The sequence below is a fragment of the Mesorhizobium sp. M0909 genome (assembly GCF_040319515.1).
In the GTDB taxonomy this organism is placed as follows: domain Bacteria; phylum Pseudomonadota; class Alphaproteobacteria; order Rhizobiales; family Rhizobiaceae; genus Mesorhizobium.
This window is the reverse complement of sequence record NZ_JAMYOA010000016.1, coordinates 23,485-42,267: the sequence shown is the minus strand read 5'-3', so window position 1 is coordinate 42,267 and position 18,783 is coordinate 23,485. Positions and strand designations below refer to the sequence as shown.

15 protein-coding genes are annotated in these 18,783 nt (G+C 62.6%); 5 read left to right on the top strand and 10 right to left on the bottom strand.

Features of this window, described 5'->3' with window-relative positions; genetic code table 11:
• Positions 1 to 500 precede the first annotated feature (500 nt).
• A complete protein-coding gene (locus NKH83_RS22865) occupies positions 501 to 1,616 on the top strand; it encodes a hypothetical protein (RefSeq protein WP_352807624.1) in 1,116 nt (371 codons plus the stop codon).
• Between the two features lie 47 nt (positions 1,617 to 1,663).
• On the opposite strand, the gene nadE is transcribed toward NKH83_RS22865, so the two are convergent.
• The 8 genes from nadE to NKH83_RS22825 all read right to left on the bottom strand — a co-directional run bounded on the left by nadE (position 1,664) and on the right by NKH83_RS22825 (position 12,658).
• The gene (nadE, locus tag NKH83_RS22860) at positions 1,664 to 2,671 is read right to left on the bottom strand and encodes an NAD(+) synthase (RefSeq protein ID WP_352807622.1); all 1,008 of its coding nucleotides are present in this window, start codon (positions 2,669 to 2,671) and stop codon (positions 1,664 to 1,666) included.
• Complete coding sequence (locus NKH83_RS22855) at positions 2,668 to 4,215, bottom strand: class I adenylate-forming enzyme family protein (protein ID WP_352807620.1); 1,548 nt, start codon at positions 4,213 to 4,215, stop codon at positions 2,668 to 2,670. Before NKH83_RS22855 ends, nadE begins: the two co-directional genes overlap by 4 nt.
• Before the next feature lie 22 nt (positions 4,216 to 4,237).
• The gene (locus tag NKH83_RS22850) at positions 4,238 to 4,501 is read right to left on the bottom strand and encodes an acyl carrier protein (protein ID WP_254818658.1); all 264 of its coding nucleotides are present in this window, start codon (positions 4,499 to 4,501) and stop codon (positions 4,238 to 4,240) included.
• Between the two features lie 19 nt (positions 4,502 to 4,520).
• Positions 4,521 to 6,458: an asparagine synthase (glutamine-hydrolyzing) gene (asnB, locus tag NKH83_RS22845; protein ID WP_352807619.1), complete on the bottom strand. Its 1,938-nt coding sequence runs from the start codon at positions 6,456 to 6,458 to the stop codon at positions 4,521 to 4,523.
• A gap of 184 nt (positions 6,459 to 6,642) precedes the next feature.
• Entirely contained in the window at positions 6,643 to 7,614 is a 972-nt protein-coding gene (locus NKH83_RS22840; RefSeq protein WP_352807617.1) for an NAD-dependent epimerase/dehydratase family protein, read from the bottom strand.
• 109 nt (positions 7,615 to 7,723) lie between these two features.
• Positions 7,724 to 11,182, bottom strand: a complete 3,459-nt coding sequence (gene smc, locus NKH83_RS22835; protein ID WP_352807615.1) for a chromosome segregation protein SMC — start codon at positions 11,180 to 11,182, stop codon at positions 7,724 to 7,726.
• A gap of 117 nt (positions 11,183 to 11,299) precedes the next feature.
• A complete protein-coding gene (locus tag NKH83_RS22830; RefSeq protein ID WP_352688951.1) occupies positions 11,300 to 12,028 on the bottom strand; it encodes a DsbA family protein in 729 nt (242 codons plus the stop codon).
• A 129-nt stretch (positions 12,029 to 12,157) separates the two neighbouring features.
• Complete coding sequence (locus NKH83_RS22825; protein ID WP_352807613.1) at positions 12,158 to 12,658, bottom strand: DUF721 domain-containing protein; 501 nt, start codon at positions 12,656 to 12,658, stop codon at positions 12,158 to 12,160.
• Between the two features lie 49 nt (positions 12,659 to 12,707).
• On the opposite strand from NKH83_RS22825, the gene mutY reads away from it, so the two are divergent.
• Both mutY and NKH83_RS22815 read left to right on the top strand, forming a co-directional pair.
• Positions 12,708 to 13,820, top strand: coding sequence for an A/G-specific adenine glycosylase (mutY, locus tag NKH83_RS22820; protein ID WP_352807611.1), 1,113 nt, complete (start codon positions 12,708 to 12,710; stop codon positions 13,818 to 13,820).
• 11 nt (positions 13,821 to 13,831) lie between these two features.
• Positions 13,832 to 14,443 (top strand): HAD family hydrolase, encoded by a 612-nt coding sequence (locus NKH83_RS22815; protein WP_352645940.1) that lies wholly within the window; start codon positions 13,832 to 13,834, stop codon positions 14,441 to 14,443.
• 62 nt (positions 14,444 to 14,505) lie between these two features.
• Here NKH83_RS22815 and NKH83_RS22810 read toward each other — a convergent pair whose 3' ends face one another.
• The gene (locus tag NKH83_RS22810; RefSeq protein WP_352807609.1) at positions 14,506 to 15,639 is read right to left on the bottom strand and encodes a site-specific DNA-methyltransferase; all 1,134 of its coding nucleotides are present in this window, start codon (positions 15,637 to 15,639) and stop codon (positions 14,506 to 14,508) included.
• Positions 15,640 to 15,820: 181 nt separating this feature from the next.
• Between NKH83_RS22810 and NKH83_RS22805 the strand changes: the two genes are divergently transcribed.
• The gene (locus NKH83_RS22805; RefSeq protein ID WP_254818468.1) at positions 15,821 to 16,510 is read left to right on the top strand and encodes an HAD family hydrolase; all 690 of its coding nucleotides are present in this window, start codon (positions 15,821 to 15,823) and stop codon (positions 16,508 to 16,510) included.
• 37 nt (positions 16,511 to 16,547) lie between these two features.
• Here NKH83_RS22805 and NKH83_RS22800 read toward each other — a convergent pair whose 3' ends face one another.
• On the bottom strand, positions 16,548 to 17,246 hold the full coding sequence (locus tag NKH83_RS22800) for a hypothetical protein (protein ID WP_352701597.1): 699 nt from the start codon (positions 17,244 to 17,246) through the stop codon (positions 16,548 to 16,550).
• 128 nt (positions 17,247 to 17,374) lie between these two features.
• On the opposite strand from NKH83_RS22800, the gene thrC reads away from it, so the two are divergent.
• Positions 17,375 to 18,772, top strand: coding sequence for a threonine synthase (gene thrC / locus NKH83_RS22795; RefSeq protein WP_352807607.1), 1,398 nt, complete (start codon positions 17,375 to 17,377; stop codon positions 18,770 to 18,772).
• Positions 18,773 to 18,783 lie beyond the last annotated feature (11 nt).

Below are 18,783 nucleotides of genomic sequence, written 5' to 3'. Positions count from 1 at the left end.
AAATGACAATGCCCCGCAGCCACCGCCGCAAGGCGAGGCATACGAGGCATTCTTGCCGCCCGGCGGCCAGAGCCGGTATTTGTCCTCACCGTATTCCGCCCGCGCTCCCAGTCAAGAGCCGCCGCACGAAACTTTGGCTAGCCGAAACGGTTCGACGTGGAGCGCGCAACTCACGCTGGTCGTCCGCCAGGAACCAAAATTGCTGATGGCCAAGTATGAGGCCCGGACAACCAGGTTCGCTACCATTCAAAGCAACGACTTTAATATCGGTTTACCTGAATCTGCTAGCAGCAATGACGCCGGCTTTTCGTCGGTCAAGCAAAGGGTTCCACCTTGCCGCAGCAATTCAGCACTCCGTTCGGTCACCCGGGCGATCGCAACTGGCCGAGGTTCCACGGCTTCATGGGCGTCGAATTGGAACGCGCGCCCGATGTTCTCGTGCCTCGTGTCGCCTTGGCCCGGAACCTCGGTGGGCGGAACTTTGGTGGCGGGAGCCGGGCTTGAGCGTCATTCGCGCCTTGCAAGGCGCCGATCTCCCAGCAGTCGCGAACATGTTTCAACGCGTGCTGTTGAAGGAAAGGACCGAAGCGCCGGCCTCTCTCGTGGAATATATGAAACGGTTTTATCTGGATGCGCCCGGTTGCGGAGACAACCTCCGGTCGCTTGTCCACGTCAACGACGCCGGTCGTGTCTCCGGGTTTGTCGGCGTTCATGTGTTGCCGATGACGTTCAACGGCCGTCAAGTACGCGCCGCCATCTGTAGCTCGCTCATGGTCGAGGACCATGAGCACGATCCGCTGGCCGGCGCCCGCTTGTTGAAAGCTTACCTGGATGGTCCGCAGGACATCTCCTTCAGCGAGACGGCCAACGATATCTCCGTGAAATTGTGGACCCGGCTGCGCGGCGTGGTCCTGCCGCAATACAGCCTCGACTGGGTGCGTGTGATGCGGCCAGCGACCTTCATGCTCAGCCTTTCCGCCAATCGCGTGGAGCTTGCCCGAGTGCTCAATCCGTTGGCGCGTGCCGTCGACCGATTCTATTGTAGGAGGATGACGTCCAGCGAACGGCGCTGGTCGGGTGTGGCGGCGGACGGGGCTGGTCACGGGGGATTTCGGATGTCCGAAATCGACAGCCACACATTTGCCAAGCTAATCGAACCGCTTACCGCTCAATTCGCCCTGCGCCCAGATTGGACGAAAGGCCAACTCGACCACATCCTGACCGATGCCGCACAAAAGCCGGATCTGGGCGAGCTTGTCTACGTTTGTGTGACGTCGCCAGTCGGCACCAATGTCGGCGCTTTCGCCTATTACGCACGGAAGTATGAAATTGGCCGCGTGCTGCAGATCCTCGCCCTGCCCGGCCAGGCAGGCTCCGTGATAGACTGCCTGATCGATCATGCCGCCGCGCGCGGCGTCAGCGGCCTGCGTGGACGTGTTCAACCTGAACTTCTAGAGGCGATGCTTGGACGACGGATCGCTTTCCTGACCGTTGCTTCAACGGTGGTGCATTCACGTGATCCAGAGCTGTTGGACGCCATGAAGAACTCGCAAGTTTTCCTGAACGGGCTTGCGGGCGAGCAATGGAGCCGACTGATCGGGAGCCGTTTCAGCTAGAGCGGGATGCATGCAAATCGAACCGTGCACACCGCTCTACCTGTTTGTCAGGTGCCGATTTCCTCGACGACATCAACGAGTTGCGGACGCTGGTGCAGATAACGCGTCGCCCTGCGTTTGGCGATGATATCGGCCCAGACGCGTTCCACTTGTGTGGCGGCCAACCCGGCCGCCTCCCCAACTACCTCAGCCGCCACGCCGTTGTTGAGACCGTAGAGGCAAAGATCCATACGGTCATAAGGGAGCGAAAAGTAAAACTCCTCCTGGGTCTGCGCCAGCGAGTAGGTATCGGTGGTCGGAGGCCGGTTGAGGATTTCCTCCGGAACACCGAGATGGGCCGCGAGCGCATAGACCTGCGTCTTATAGAGATGAGCGATCGGCTTGACGTCCGCGGCGCCGTCACCGTTCTTCACGAAGAAACCCTGATCGTATTCCAGCCGGTTCGGTGTTCCAAGGACGGCGAAATTCAGGCGGTCGGCATGATAGTATTCAATCTGCTTGCGGGTGCGTTGTTTCATATTGGTAGCGGCGACGACGCCGAGATAGACAGGCAGCGGCATTCTCAGTTTCGTCTGCTTGCCGTCCGGATCCTGCACCACCAGGGATGAGATGTTGTAACCCCCGCCCTCGAGCGCGTTCGCGATGACGATCTTCGAGGCCCAGCCTTCGCCGTATTCCGGGACCACTTCGCGGATGAAGGCGTCGCGACGCTTGTAGCAGCCCATTGCGCGCAGGATCGGCCCGATATCCTCCGTCACAGCCTCGACACCGAAAGTTTCGGCGACGAGGCGCCCGAGCCGCAGGCTTTCAGGATCGGAATCGCTCTCCGGCATGAACAGGCAAAGCACATTCTTGGGCCCGACGGCTCGTGCCGCCAACGCGACCGACACGCTCGAATCGATCCCGCCCGAAAGACCGAGCACAAGGCCCCGCTTGCGAAGCCCGCGCAACTGCTGGCGCAAGGCCGTTACGATACGGTCCGTTTCGGTGATCAGGTCGATTGCCAGAGCCTGCGCCAGAAAGGTCCGCGCATCCTCGGTCGGGCGAACATTCATTGCGCGGCCTCCATGGTTTCTGCCGCAAGCCGACGGCTGACCTTGCCGGTATCGGTCTTCGGCAGTTCCCGGCGGAACTCGATGACCTTGGGGACCATGAAGTCCTCAAGGTGGCGTGCACAGTGACGGATGATATCCTTTTCGCTAAGCGCCGGGTCGGACCGTACGATAACTGCGCCGATCGCATGCCCGAGCACGGGATCCGGCACACCGACAACCACCGCTTCCGCGATGCCCGGATGAGCGTGAAGCACGGCTTCCACTTCCTTGGGCGCCACCTTCTCCCCCCGCGACTTTATGATGTCGTCCTTGCGGCCGACGAAATAAAGAAAGCCTTCCTCATCGGCCCTGAACAGATCGCCGGTGTAGAGAACCTTCTCCCAAGGGTTCGGACCCGGGCGCAGGGCTCGTGCCGTCGCAGCTTCGTTTCGCCAATAACCCTGCATGACGTGCGGCCCGCGAACGATCAGCTCGCCTGCTACGCCCGGCGGCACCCGTTGCCCGTGGTCGTCGACGACAAAGGCTTCGGTGTTCGGAATGGCTATTCCGACCGAGCCCGGCCGGCGGTCGACCTCCTCGGGCGGCAGATAGGTGCAGCGCTTGCATTCCGTCAGGCCATACATCGAATAGAGCCTGACACCGGGGAAAAGGAAGCGAAGGCGTTCTATGTGAGAGGGCGGCAAGGCAGCCGCCGTGTTGGAAATATAGCGAAGGCTGGGCAGGAAGCCCGGCGCCAGGTCACGCATCTGCAGGATCATCGCTGCCATCGTGGGCACGAGCGGAAGCCCGGTCACTCGTTCCTGGCGGATGCGTTCAAAGACCGCCTGGGGAAAAGCGAAGGACTTCTCGAGCACGAGCGTGGCGCCGAGCCTGACGGCCATCAGCAACTGATAGAGGCCGTAGTCGAAGGCGAGCGGCAGAACATTCAAGATGATGTCGTCGGGCGAGTTGCGCAGATAGGTGGTGATGGAGTCGGCCGCCGCGTCGCAATTGCGGTGCGTCATCATCACACCCTTGGGCCGGCCGGTCGAGCCCGAGGTGTAGATCAACATCGCAAGATCGACGTCAATGCCGCGATGGTCAATCTCCCCGGCTTGAAACGTCAAGCAATCCGCCAGGGATGTGGCTCCTGCCGGGCATTGGTTATCGGCAGCAGCGGTGGAAGCCACGAAGATACCGGTCTTGCCGGAGTATTCGGACGCCTCGGTGACCACGGGCATCAGTCTTGCTTGCGTGAGAATCCCGGCCGCATCGCAATCGGTGATGATGTAGGCCAGCTTTTCGGCCTTGGTGGATGCGTTGATCGGACTGAAAGTCGCGCCTGCTTTAAGAACCGCGAAAATCGAAACCGCAGCCTCCCAGCAATTGTCCATGAAGATCAGCACCCGGTCGTCGCGCCTGACGCCATTCATGAAAAGGGCGGCGGCCAGGCGGCTCGAGAGATCGTCCAGCTCTTCGTAGCACAGCCTTTTGTGCTCGGTGATCAATGCCGTTTTGGCTGGATGGGCAGCGGCTTTCGCCGTCAGAAAATGTTCGATTCGCACGGACGCTCCTCGCCGATGGCGCCTACGCTGCCAGCGCTTCTGCTTTTGCCTTGATGAAGGCTGAGATGCGGTCAATCGAATCCAGATTGGCCGGTACGATGTCGGCATCGACCATCGCTATGCCGAAATCATCCTCTATAAATGCCACGAGCTCCAACACGGCCGTCGAATCGATGATGCCGTTTTCGATCAGTGACGCGGAGTCCGCAAGCTCGTAGGACGTGTCGCCGAACAAGAAGTTGTCGACGATAAAGGTTTTGACCTTGTCCTTGATTGCTACCATGATTTTTCATTCCCTCGATTTCTCAGGCCGCTCGTGCTGCACCGACCTTTTCGCCGGTGAAAATCTTCTGCCACAGCTGCGTCGACAAAATGCCGACGAAAGCCGCATTGTCGCGGAATCCGGACGCGGGCTGCAAGCGGCATTTCTCGTGCAGGTTCGCCACCGCCTTGGCGTTGAATAGTCCTCCGGCGGCGATGCTCGCCTCGCTCACCGAGTCGCGTACGTAGTCCAGTTCTCCAGGTCCAACGAAGGAGCGGGCTTCCGGCGCCCGGTAAGGCTGTTTGGTGCGCTCGCTGATGGCCGTCGGAAGCAGGTGCTTGGCAACTTTGCGCAGTATGTGTTTTTCCACCAGTCCCTTGAGCTTCATCTCCGGCGGAAGTCTTGCCGCAAACTCCACCAAGCGATGGTCAAGGAAGGGGAAACGCCCTTCGATACCATGCGCCATGGCCATGCGATCGCCCTGGCTGGAGAGGATGTAGCCCGGCAGGAGAAAGCGGGTTTCGAGATATTGCGCTTGATGCAGCGGATGCCACCGGGAAAACGCCTCAGGCAACCGGCCGGCCAGTTCCTCGGCTGCGTCGTAGCCCTTCAATGTCGCACGCAGGTCACCGGAGAAAAACATCTTGGCCGCTGATGTGGTCTTGAAACGGGGCCGATGCGAGAACAGCGGATCGTCCAGGGCTGCGCTGCCGGTGCCGAAGAACGCGGCCAGGTACTCTACGGACTGCTGCTGCAGACCTGGCAGATAGGGATAAAGCTTCCGGAACAGCTGTGGTCTTATGCGCGATGCCGGCTGTCGTCCGCAGAAACGGCGAACCCGCGCTTCCTTGAAGACATCATAGCCGGCAAAGACTTCGTCGGCGCCTTCGCCTGTCAGCACCACTTTCAAACCGGCCTGGCGGACGAGGCCGGACAGTTGATAGAGGGGGGCCGGGGCGGTGCGGATGATCGGCCGCTCGGTAAAGCGGATGACTTCGGGAAACACACCGGCGATATCACCGGCACGACAGGCTATGGTTCGATGGCGCGTGCCAAGTGCTGACGCCATTTCGGTCTGGAAGGCGCTTTCGTCATGCTCGGCGCTGTCGAACGTTACGGAAAATGTCTGCAGCTTAAGAGGAGTCATACCGGCCGCGAGTGCCGAAACGAGGGATGAATCGAGCCCGCCCGAAAGGTAAGAACCGACCGGCACGTCGGCGCGCATGCGAAGCCTCACCGCGTCGGTCAACAGGGCCTGCAGTTCCTCGGCCGCGTCGTCCTCATTGGTGATCTTCGATGGCGCATCTCGATGAGGATAGTCCAGATACCAGTATGGTTTGACCGTCACTTGCCCCTCTGTCGCGATCATCACGCTTGCCGGCTCCAGCTCGTGGATATCGCGGAAAGCCGTGCGTGGAGCGATCGGCGCCCACAGCGTAAAGATCTGGTCGAGTGCAATCGGATCGATTTCGGCCGAGATGCCGGGTACCTTCAGCAGGGCTTTTATCTCGGACGCAAAGTAGAGCACCCCGTCCTTGCTGGTGTAGAACAGCGGCCTAACACCCATGCGGTCTCTTGCAAGCACCATCCGCCGCCGCCGGTTATCCCAAATCGCGAAGGCGAAATCACCGTTCAGGAGCGGCAGGCAGTCTTCGCCCATCTCCTCATACAGCTGCAGGAGAACCTCGGTGTCGCTCGACGTGCGGAAGCGTCGGCCTTTGGCCAACAGCCCTTCGCGCAATTCCACGTAATTGAAAATCTCGCCGTTGAACGCAATCGTCAAATTGCCGGTTTCGTCGGACATCGGCTGCTGGCCATCACCAATCCCGATCACCGACAGCCGCGCATGCCCAAGTCCAGCCTCGGGCGCTACGAATTTGCCTTGTTCATCCGGTCCGCGATGGGCGATCGCGGACGTCATGCGCGCAAGCAAAGCTTCCGCATCCCGGACTGAACCGAAATAGCCCCCGAATCCGCACATCCACACAGCTCATATTGAACAGCAAGCCACGAAACATAGCGGTCATAAGCGCCTCAAAGGTTAATCGGATACCTTTCAGCGAGCATGTGGTTAACAGGATGTTAGGACAAAATGATGCTTTTGCGGACCGACTTGTGCCCACTCCAGGTGTCCCGCTTGAAGGCGTCACGGCGAGTGGTGCAAATCACTGCTTCGAGTACGGCCGGTACCAGTCGACAAACTTCTTCAGCCCGTCCTCTATCGAAACGTTAGGCCTGAAGCCGAAATCCCGCTCCAGCGCGGTCATGTCGGCGTAAGTCTTCTCGACGTCGCTCGCCTGCATCGGCTCGTTGTGGCGGATTGCCTTGACCTCGAGCAGCCTTTCCAGAATGTCGATGAAGTCGCCCAGGCGCACCGGCCGGTTGTTGCCGACATTGTAAAGCCTGTTCGGCGGAACGTCAGCTGACGGCGGCTTGTCGAGCACGGCGACGACCGCCTTGACCACATCGTCTATGTAGGTGAAATCGCGCCACATTTCGCCATTGTTGAAAACCCGGATCGGCTTGCCCTCGAGCATCGCCCGGGTGAACATCCAATAGGCCATGTCGGGGCGGCCCCAGGGACCATAGACCGTGAAAAACCGCAGGCCGGTCTGCGGTATGCCGAACAGATGGGCGTAGGTGTGGCTCATCAACTCATCGGTTTTCTTGGTGGCGGCGTAGAGCGAAACGGGCTTGTCGACCTGATCGGCTTCGCTGAACGGCACGCTGCGGTTGCCGCCATACACCGAGCTCGACGAGGCATAGACCAGATGCTCGAATGCCGGTTCGGCGCGACAGAATTCGAGCACTTCGAGGTGGCCCATGACATTGGAGCGGACATAGAGCCGCGGATTGTCGAGTGAGTGGCGCACACCCGCCTGCGCGGCGAGATGCACGATCCTGACGATGCCTTGCCCGGCCAGAGCAGCCGCAAGCGTGCCCTGTTCGGCAATATCGAGCTGGTGGAACGAAAAATCCTTGCGGGGCAGAAGGCGGGCAAGCCGCCCCTTTTTGAGCGCCAGGTCGTAATAGTCGTTCATGTTGTCGACGCCGACGACCGCTTGTCCCCGGTCGAGCAGATAGTGGCAAACGTGACTGCCAATGAACCCCGCGGCTCCGGTGACAAGTATAGGCAACAAGCTTCTCCACGCGCATAGCCGGGCCGGTATCTGGAGCGGCAGATCCGGCCCATTTCGTCGTGCTATAGTCGAAAGCCGAGGTGGAGACCACCATTAAGCTGATGCGTCAGCTTGCCTCGCGCATGGCTTCGGCCGCCTGCAGGTCAACCGACACCAGTTGGCTGACGCCTTGCTCGGCCATGGTTACCCCGAACAGCCGGTCCATGCGCGCCATCGTGATCGGGTTGTGTGTGATGATGACGAAGCGCGTTTCGGTGGTTGCGGCCATTTCGTCCATCAGATTGCAGAAGCGTTCGACATTGTGGTCGTCGAGCGGCGCGTCGACTTCGTCGAGCACGCAGATCGGCGCCGGGTTGGTCAGGAACACGGCGAAGATCAGCGACATCGCCGTCAACGCCTGCTCGCCGCCGGACAGCAGCGTCATCGTCTGCGGCTTCTTGCCGGGCGGTCGCGCCAGGATCTCGAGCCCGGCTTCGAGCGGATCGTCGGACTCGATCAGTTGCAGCTCGGCGGTGCCGCCGCCGAACAGATGCGAAAACAGCCGTTGAAAATGGCCGTTGACCACCTCGAAGGCAGCGAGCAGCCGCTCGCGGCCTTCACGGTTCAGGCTGTGGATCGCCTGCCGCAGCTTACGGATCGCCTCGATGATGTCGTCGCGCTCGGAAACGATGGTCTCCAGCCGGTCCGACAGTTCCTTCTGCTCTTCCTCGGCGCGCAAATTGACGGCGCCCAACCGTTCGCGCTCGACCTTCAGCCGGTCGAGCTGACGCTCGATCTCGGCCATTTCGGGCATCGGGCTGTCGGGTTCGAGGCCGGTGTGGCGGATCACCAGATGCGGCGGCGTGTTCAGCGTTTCCTGGATGCGCGCTTCGACTTCCAGCCGACGCTCGTCGGCGGCGGTCAGCCGCTCTTCGGCGCGAACACGCGTTTCGCGTGCTTCGGCGAGCGATTGGATGGCAGCGGTCGCAGCCTTGTCCAGCTCGGACTGCCGGTTCTCCGCTTCCTGCAAGCGGTCGCCGGCAGCCTTGCGCAGGCTTTCGGCCTCGGCGAGCTGCGACAGCAAGGCGCGCCGCTTGGCGTCGATCTCGTCGGGGGCGTCGGCCAGCCGCTCGCGCTCGGCCTCGGCCTCGGCCTTGCGTTCGCCGAGCGCTGCGATCTGCGTCGACGCGTTTTCGGCGCGCTCCACCCAGTTGCGCCGTTCCGCGCCGATGGCGTCGAGCCGGCGCGCACGTGCCTCGGCTTCCCGCTTCAGGCCCTCGTGAACGGCGCGCGCATCGGCAAGGGCGGCGCGGTCGCGGGCGACGTTGGCGGCCGACTGGTCGAGTTGCGACTGCAGATCGCCGAGATCGGGCGCGTCCTGCAGCAGCATTTCCGCCTCGACGAATGCTGTCGCCGTTTCCTCATGGCTGTCGACAATGCGGGCGCGCGCCTCGTCAAGTGCTGCACGCCGGCTCGACAGTTCGCCGCCGGCCTTTTCGGCCTCGGCCAGCGCATTGCGAGCAGCGTCCAGCCCGTGCTGGGCGTCGCGCCCGGCCTGTCGAGCGGAGCGTTCGGCTTCGCTCGCCTGGGCAAGCGCCTGTTCGGCCCGGGCAAGAGCCTGTTCGGCGTCGCGCAGGATGCGGGTGGCATGGACTGCTTCGGCGTCGAGTTCGGCCAGCCGGTTTTTCTGCGCCAGCCGCTGCGCGGCAGCGGTCGGCGCATCGGCGCTGGCGGTAAAGCCGTCCCAGCGCCACAGCGCGCCTTCGCGGCTGACCAATCGCTGCCCAGGAGCAAGCAGCGTCTGCAGCCTTTTTCCGTCGGCGGCTTCGATAATGCCGATCTGGGCCAGCCGGCGGGCCAGCTGCGCCGGCGCGCGCACCACGCTGGCGAGGCTCTTTATGCCTTCGGGCAACGCGGCGTCGCCGGGCTGGATTTCGCTCTGGCCCCAATGCACCGGCGCGCTGCGGTCGAGCGGCACGTCGAGATCTTCGCCAAGTGCGGCACCCAGCGCCGTCTCGTAGCCGCGCTCGACGCTGATCTGCTCCAGCACCGAGGGAAACAAGTCGCCGCTCGCAGCGTTGAGGATCTTGGCAAGCGTGCGGGCCTCGGTTTCGATCCGCGCCAGCTCGGCTTTTGCGTCCTGAACCGGTGGGCGGGCAGCACCTTCGCCCGCACGCGCCTCGGCGACCGCCCGTTCGGCTGCAATCGCTGCTGCCTCGGCCCCTTCGAGCAGTGCCAGCGCCTGTTCGACCAGCAGCCGCTTCTCGGCGGGATCGGGCAGGCCGGCGACCCTGGAGACGATCTCCGACAATTCGCGGTCGACATCGGCAAGCTGGCGGGCAAAGCGGTCGCGGCGCTCAGCGGTGTCGCGCAGCGTCCGTTCGATCTGGTTGCGCGAGGCGGCGGCCTCCGCCCGTTCGGCGGTCAGCGCGGCGAGCCTGGCCTCGCTCGAGGCAAGCGTCGATGCCGCCTGCTCGAAAGCCGCGCGGGTGCTGGCCTCACGCTCGGCGGCGCCGGCGTTTTCGGCGTTGAGCGCGGCTTCTTCGGCGGCGAGACGTTCTAGGATATCGGCATTGTCGCGGACCATGCGCTGCTCGCGGGCAAGGTCGCCATCAAGCTGTTGCAGTCGGCGGTCGAGCTCTGCCTGGCGGGCGCGGATGCGGCCTGCCTCTTCCTCGATCTGCGCCTTGGCGATCGACAGACGCTGGAAGGCTGCGGCGGCTGCTGCTTCCGCATCGCGCAGGTCCGGCAGCCGGTGGGCGTTAATGCCTTGTTCCCTGGCGGCAGCCATCTGGGCGGCAGCACGGTCGCCGACCAGCGCGGTGGCAATCGCCAGCGCCGAACGCGCTTCGCCTTCCTGCGTCTTGGCCAGCGTCCAGCGAAGATGCAGCAGCGTCGCTTCGGCTTTGCGGATATCGGCCGACAGGTTCTTGAAGCGCGAGGCTTGGCGGGCTTGGCGTTTCAGGCTTTCGATCTGGCTTTCCAGTTCGCCGACGACGTCGTCCAGCCTTTCGAGGTTCTGTTCCGCCGCCTTCAGCCGCAGCTCGGCTTCGTGGCGCCGTGTGTGCAGGCCGGAAATTCCGGCTGCCTCTTCCAGCAGCGCGCGGCGCGCCTGCGGCTTTGCCTGGATCAGCTCGCCGATGCGGCCCTGCCCGACCATCGATGGCGAACGCGCGCCGGTCGACTGGTCGGCGAACAGCAGCTGCACATCCTTGGCGCGGGCTTCCTTGCCGTTGATGCGGTAGAGCGAACCCGCCTCGCGTTCGATGCGGCGCGAAACCTGCAACTCGTCTGAATCATTGAAGGCCGAGGGCGCGCTACGGTCGCTGTTGTCGAGAAAAAGCGTGACTTCAGCGGTGTTGCGGGCCGGTCGTGTTCCGGAACCGGAAAAGATGACGTCGTCCATGCCGGACGCACGCATGTTCTTGTAGGAGCTTTCGCCCATAACCCAGCGCAGCGCCTCGACCAGGTTCGACTTGCCGCAGCCATTCGGCCCGACGATGCCGGTCAGGCCGCGTTCGATGACGAACTCGCCGGGTTCTACGAAGGATTTGAAGCCGAGCAAGCGAAGGCGCGAGAACTTCATTCGCGCCGGCCCATAGCCAAGTTTCGCAACACTGTTCCGGGGTTTTGCAAGGAGAACCCGCGGCAAGACAAAGAAGTGCGCACGCCGAAGCGACGCCGCTTCGGCGCTGCCGAAAGGTCAGAGCAGAGGGTCGATGATGGCCGACATTTCCGCAATCGACATCGCCCCTTTGTAGGTCTTTCCGTTGATGAAAAAGGTCGGTGTGGAATCGACCTTGAATTCGTCGGCGCCGCGCTTCTGGACGGATCTCACATCGTCCAGAAGTTTCTGGTCCGTCAAGCAGGCCTCGAAGGACTCCTGTGTAAAACCGGCAAGCTTCGCGATTTGCAGCAGTGCGTCCTTGGTATTGTTCACACCGACCCAGTTGGCCTGCTGCCTGAACAGAACGTCGACCATCGGGAAATAGTTGTCCTTGGAGCAGCGCGCCAGCATGAAACCGGCCTCGGCGCTGGGATCGAACGGAAACTCGCGCAGGATGTAACGGGCTTTGCCGGTGTCGATATATTTCGTCTTCAGCTCCGGAAAAGTGGTCTCGGCGAAATGCGCGCAATGCGGGCAGGTCATCGATGCATATTCGACGATAGTGACCTTTGCATCGTCCTTGCCGAGCTGCATATCGGGCAGCGCGCCGGGCTTCAACAAGGCTGCCATATCCACCGTGCCCTGAGCTTCAGGCGCTTTGGCGGCGGCCGGAGCGGCCGGCTTCGCAGGTTCCGCCGGAGCCGCAGGTTTCACATCCTGCGCCTCGGCTTTCTCGCCCGAGTCGCTGCAGGCGGCAAGCAGGGCCGCCGCTGGTATTGCGGCCAGCGAAGTCAAAAGGTGTCTGCGGGACAAGGAACGAATCATACGAATCACCTGGCAATAGTTAGATTTTGCAATGCAAAGGCTACAAAAAGCGAGAGTTGGCGCGAATTAAGGCATTACCGCCCCTATTCCAATCGCCAAATCCGGGCATACCATCACGATAGCGCGAGATCACGGCTTCTTTTGACCAAGAATGGTGGCGCCAAGGCGCTCCAATGAGGCGCGCAGCCCGTCGTCCTCGATCAAACCGACAGTGCCCGACAGCTTCGCCTTCTCCGCCACGGTCAGCGGCCGCAAACTGGGTGTCGGCTTTTCCTTGCCCGCCATTACCGGCTTCTGCACGATCCTGATCCGGCCGATCGCATTGAAACCGAGAAACGCATTGACCCGGTTGATGATCTCGCCGGTCTCGTGCTGCAGATGCAGTGCCGCCACACCCTCGCAGGCAATTACCAGCACGGCCGGCTCGAACGGATCGTCCTCGTGCATGCGGCGCGGCCACTGGATCTTTTCCGGGCGCGAGCGGCCGGCAAGCCGCGGTCCGGCAATCTCTTCCCACGACTGGACCAGCCCGATCGACATGCCGGCCCGCTTGCGCAGCACCGGGTCGAGGATCTCGGTTGCGAGATCGCTCACCGGAACGGGATTGCCGAAGGGCCTTTTCCCTGCCATGTGCGTTCTCCAGCTTCAGCACCAGTGGATTAGGGCCGACCCTCGATCAATGGCACTGCACGACCAGACCCGCAAGGCCGTATCCGGAGACAATGGCGAGATCGCGTTCCGGCTGCTTGGCTGGTACGACGCGCATCACCGCGAGCTGCCGTGGCGCGTTCCGCCGCGTGCGCTGGCGGGCGGCGCCCAGCCCGATCCCTATTTCGTCTGGCTTTCCGAAGTGATGCTGCAGCAAACCACGGTCGAGGCGGTAAAATCCTATTTCCGGGCTTTCGTGCAGAAATGGCCAACTGTCGAGGCACTGGCGGCGGCACCGACCGAAGACGTCATGAAGGCCTGGGCCGGGCTCGGCTATTATTCCCGCGCCCGTAACCTCAAAGCCTGCGCCGATCTCGTCGCGCGGCAAGGCGGCCGCTTTCCGGACAGCGAGTCCGGCTTGAGGGAACTGCCCGGCATCGGCGCCTATACGGCGGCGGCGATCGCGGCGATCGCCTTCGACCGACCAGCCGCGGTCGTCGACGGCAATGTCGAACGGGTCGTCTCACGGCTGTATTCGATCGCCACGCCTCTGGGCGACGCCAAGGGCGAGATACGCGGCCAGGTCGAACGCATGGTTCCCCCGACAAGGCCCGGCGACTTCGCGCAGGCGATGATGGACCTGGGCGCGACGATCTGCACGCCGCGCCGGCCCCGCTGCATGCTCTGCCCCGTCAGGCAGGATTGCAGCGCCACAATCTCGGGCGGTCCCGAGCGCTTTCCGGTCCGCCTGCCCAAGGCCGAGAAACCCTTGCGCCGCGGCGCCGCCTTCGTCGCAGTCAGGGGCGACGGCGCCATCCTTTTGCGAAAGCGCGCGGATAAAGGCCTGCTGGGCGGCATGACCGAAGTGCCGACGACCGGCTGGACCGCGCGGATCGATGGCGCCACCACGGCGGCGGCAGCCCCGTTCCCCGGCGACTGGCGGCAGGCCGGGCGCATCGGCCATATCTTTACCCATTTTGCGCTTGAACTCGACGTGTTCAAGGCGGAGACCGACAGCGTCGGACCGGCCGGGCATTTCTGGTCGCTGGCCCATGAAATTTCCGGGGAGGCGCTGCCGAGCGTCATGAAAAAGGTAATCGAAGCGGCGATACCGGGCGCGACGAAGAAGCAGCGGCCGCATTGAAAGAGAGAAGAATGTCCGAAATCCGGCACATCGTTTTCGACATCGGCAAAGTGCTGATCCACTATGATCCGAACCTGCCGTTCAGCCGCTTGATCCCCGATCCCGACGAACGGAAATGGTTCTTCGACAATGTCTGCACGCACGACTGGAACATCGAGCAGGATCGCGGCCGCAGTTGGGAAGAGGCCGAAGCGCTGGCGATCGCTCAATATCCCGACCATGCCGAAAACATCCGCAATTTCCGCCGGCACTGGCACGAGATGGTGCCTCATGCCTATGAGGACAGCGTCGCCATCATGATCGGGCTGATCGAGAGCGGCCACGACGTGACGATGCTGACCAATTTCGCGGCCGATACGCTTGCCGAGGCCCGCGAGCGGTTCGATTTCCTCAATAGGCCGCGCGGCGTGACCGTGTCGGGCGACATCCGCCAGATCAAGCCGGATCGCGCCATCTACGATCACCACGTCGCCGCGTTCGGCCTCGATCCGGCAGCCACGCTGTTCATCGACGACAGCCAGAAGAATGTCGACGGTGCCAAGGCGGCCGGTTGGCAGGCTGTGCTGTTCACCGATGCAAAGACGCTCAGGGCGGACCTTGAGCGCCTTGGGATCAAAGTGTGATTTGAATCGCTTCCAAAGGTTGGGTGAGCCTTCGCATAACCGATCTGTCGCAGCTTGGAGCCTCAGGCCCCTGCCCGCTCCATGCCCAGGCGGGCAATGCGGCGAAGCTCGTCGATTGGGGTCAGGCCGCCGCTGCGCTCATAATGCCAGAAGGTCCATCCGTTGCAGGCGTCCAGCCCCTGCACGTGTGCGCCGATCTTGTGGATCGACCCGGCACTGTCGCCGATCGCCAGCGTGCCATCGGCACGCACTTTTGCCGCCCAGCGCTTCTTGGCGTCGTAGAGCGTGGCGCCGGGCGCCACCAAGCCATTGTCGAGAAGCGTGACGAATGCGACGCGCGGCTCAGCCCGCTTGCCGGTCAGCACCGTCAAATTGGCGCCTTCCAGCGGCCGGACCGCATCGATACGTTCCATGGCGGCATCGATATAGGCCTGCTCACGCTCGATGCCGACGAAGTGGCGGCCAAGCCGCTTGGCCACAGCCCCGGTGGTACCTGAACCGAAGAAGGGGTCGAGCACGATGTCGCCCGGCCTGGTCGATGCCGTCATGACGCGGGCAAGCAACGCTTCCGGCTTCTGCGTCGGATGCAATTTGTCACCATTGTCGTTCTTCAGACGCTCGCCGCCGGTGCAGATCGGAAATAGCCAGTCGGAACGCATCTGAATGTCGTCATTCGACGCCTTCAGCGCCTCGTAGTTGAATGTGTAACCCTTGCCCTTTTGGTCGCGCGATGCCCAGATCATCGTCTCATGCGCGTTCTGGAAACGGCGGCCACGGAAATTGGGCATTGGATTGGTCTTGCGCCAGACGACGTCGTTGAGGATCCAGAAGCCCAGGTCCTGCATCTTGGCGCCGACCCTGAAAATATTGTGGTAGGAGCCGATGACCCAGATCGTGCCGTTGGGCTTCAACACGCGGCGCGCCGCCAGCAGCCAGGCGCGGGTGAAGGCGTCGTAGGCCTCAAAACTGTCGAACTGGTCCCAATGGTCGTCGACGGCATCGACCTTGGATTGGTCGGGCCGGTGCAGATCGCCATCGAGCTGCAGATTGTAAGGCGGATCGGCAAAGATCACGTCGATCGACTTTTCCGGCAGCCGTTCGAGCGCGGCGACGCAGTCGCCTTTCAGGATCGTATCCAGCCACTCGGATTGCTGGGGAGTATCGGAAAGGTCGTCGAGAAGACGCACGGCAGACATTGTGACACCCAAGGCACGCGTTACTGTTTACTGTCCGTTATGGTTACCGATCAGCGTAAATATTCAGTGAAGCAGCACGCCGAATTTGCGAAGCCCGGCCTGTTGGTGTATGCCGCGCCGCCTGAGCCGTTTTGACCAAAGGCCCTCTCGGCATTCCCCTCATCCCGCTTCCCGGATCACCATGCCCCAGCCAGATCTTGTCATCTTCGATTGCGACGGCGTGCTCGTCGATTCCGAAATCATCGCCGCGCGTATCGATGCCGAGCTTTTGACCTCGGCCGGTTACGAGATATCGGCCGAGGAGATTTCCGAGGTCTATGCCGGGCTGACTTTCAAGGACATCATGATGCGGGTCGAGGAAAAGTCCCGGATCCCGTTCCAAGCCTCGCTGATCGACAAGGAGGAACAGCTTGTCGATCGTAGGCTGCGCAGCGACGTGCGTGCCATTGACGGAGCGCACGAAGCTGTCGCCGCGGTAGCAGTGCCGCGCTGCGTCTGTTCGAATTCGCGTTCTGAGCGGATCGAATTCATGCTGGAGAAGGTGCAGCTTTTGCCGTTCTTTGCCGGCCGGATCTTTTCCTCGCTGGAAACCCCGACCGGGAAAACCAAGCCGGCGCCGGACGTGTTTCGGTTCGCCGCGGAAAAGCTCAAGGCCGATCCGGCGAACACCTTTGTCATCGAGGATTCGGTGCATGGCGTCACCGGCGCCAAGACGGCGGGAATGCGCGTCATCGGCTTTACCGGCGCGGCGCACAGCTATCCCGGCCACGCCGATGCGCTGACCGAGGCCGGCGCGGAAACGGTCATCCGCCGCTGGGCGGAACTGAAAAGCGTGATCGCCGCGCTGTCGGAATGGTCGGCGGACGCGTGAGAGGCCGCCTCAGCCGCCGTGGCGCGAATGCAGCGGCTTAGTTGGTCGCGGCGGCTTTCTTCTTCCTCGGCTTGTCTGTCGCTACTTTCGGGGCGCCCTCGTCATACCCGGCATATGCCTGGTAGTCCTTCGCCGTCGGCTCCGGAACGACGACGTTGGAATCGGTGAAGACGAACTGCGTGGCACTCGAAGGATCGGTAACCTGGACCTGATAGGAGTGAAGCTGCGAATAGAGAACTTCGGTGCCGTGCATCACCGCGATGCGGATCGGCATGGTGATGGTCCCGGGGGTGAACATCGGGCCAGGCACGACCTTGCCGGCGACGGCTATCTTCATCGACAAGGAGCCGTTGGCGCGGCTGCAGTCGCGGGTCACATCGGTGATCGAAGCCTGATAGATGATCTTGGCGGAATCGTCCGGCTGATCGACGCCAGCCGCGTCCGTTGCCGGCTGGGCGGCTTCCTCGGCGGCAACATCGGTTTTTTTCTTCGGCTTCGGACCGCTCTTGGCGTAGGTATTGAAGAAAGCGGTGCCGTCACGCAACGTCACTTTCGGGCAATAGGCCTGCAGCTGGCTGGAAAGCACCTTGGGATCGGGTGGCGGTGGCGGCGTCGTGTCCTTCTTGCCGAAGCCGAGAATACCATTGTCGCTCGATTGGCAGCCTGCGGCGGCAAGCATAAAGCCGGCGAGCCCCAGACCCGCGACAAAACGACCGTTGAATGAATGAAACGCCATGAACTGCACTTCCCTCTCGCAAAGCCGGTGACGTATATCAACCGCGCGGCAAAAATGCGACTGAGCCCGCGCAGAAATCCACCACCTCGCGGCGGGCCAAAATTCCCGGCAGCAATGGAAACGTAACGATGCAATATGTGAGTACCCGCGGGGAAGCGCCCGCGCTTGGATTTTCCGACGCCGTGCTGGCCGGACTGGCGCGCGACGGAGGGCTCTACCTGCCGAGCGCCTGGCCGCATTTTTCCGCAGCCGAGATCCGCGCCATGCGCGGCCTTGCCTATCCCGATCTTGCCATCCGGGTGCTGTCGCCGTTCCTCGGCGGCGAGATCGCGGCGCCGGTGTTCGAACGGCTGGTGCGCGAAGCCTATGCGACCTTCCGCCATGAGGCCGTCTGCCCGCTGGTGCAGACCGGGCCGAACAGCTTCGTGCTCGAGCTCTTCCACGGCCCGACGCTCGCGTTCAAGGACGTGGCGATGCAGCTTCTTGCGCGGCTGATGGACCATGTGCTGGCCGAGCGCGACCAGCGCGCCACCATTGTCGGCGCCACCTCCGGCGACACCGGAGGGGCCGCGATCGATGCCTTTGCCGGGCGCAACCGCACCGACATCTTCGTGCTTTTCCCGCATGGCCGCGTCTCGCCGGTACAGCAGCGGCAGATGACGACCTCGACCGCCGCAAACGTCCATGCGTTGGCGATCGAAGGTAATTTCGACGACTGCCAGGGCCTGGTGAAGGACATGTTCAACGACCACGGTTTTCGCGACCGGGTATCGCTGTCGGGCGTCAATTCGATCAACTGGGCCCGCATCATGGCCCAGATCGTCTATTATTTCTCCTCCGCGCTGTCGCTCGGCGCGCCCGACAGACCGGTTTCCTTCACCGTGCCGACCGGCAATTTCGGCGACATCTTTGCCGGCTATGCCGCCAAGAAGATGGGGCTGCCGATCGAACGGCTGATCATCGCCGCCAACGACAACGATATTCTGGCGCGCACGCTGGCGACCGGCGAATACCGCATGAAGGGGGTCCTTTCGACCACGTCGCCCTCGATGGACATCCAGGTGTCTTCGAACTTCGAACGCTTGCTGTTCGAAGCGTCCGGCCGCGATGCCTCGACCGTGCGGCGCTACATGAACGGGCTCAAGCAGTCCGGCGCCTTCACCATCGAGGCTGGCGAAATCGCCAAGATCCGCTCCGAATTCGACGCCGGCCGCGCCACCATGGACGAGGTCGCCGCCACCATCCGCACCGCACTTGCGGCGAGCGGCTATCTGCTCGACCCGCATACGGCCGCGGCCATGCATGTGGCCGCCGGCAAGGCTGCTGGTGAGGTGCCGATGGTGGTGCTGGGCACTGCGCACCCGGCAAAGTTTCCCGCCGCCGTCGAAGCCGCCAGCGGCGTGTCGCCTGCCCTGCCTGCATGGCTAGGCGGGTTGATGAGCGCCGAGGAAAAATACACGGTACTTCCATCCGACCTGAAAATGGTGGAAGATTATCTCGGCCGCCACACGCGGGCGGCGCGTTAGGGAGTAATTGC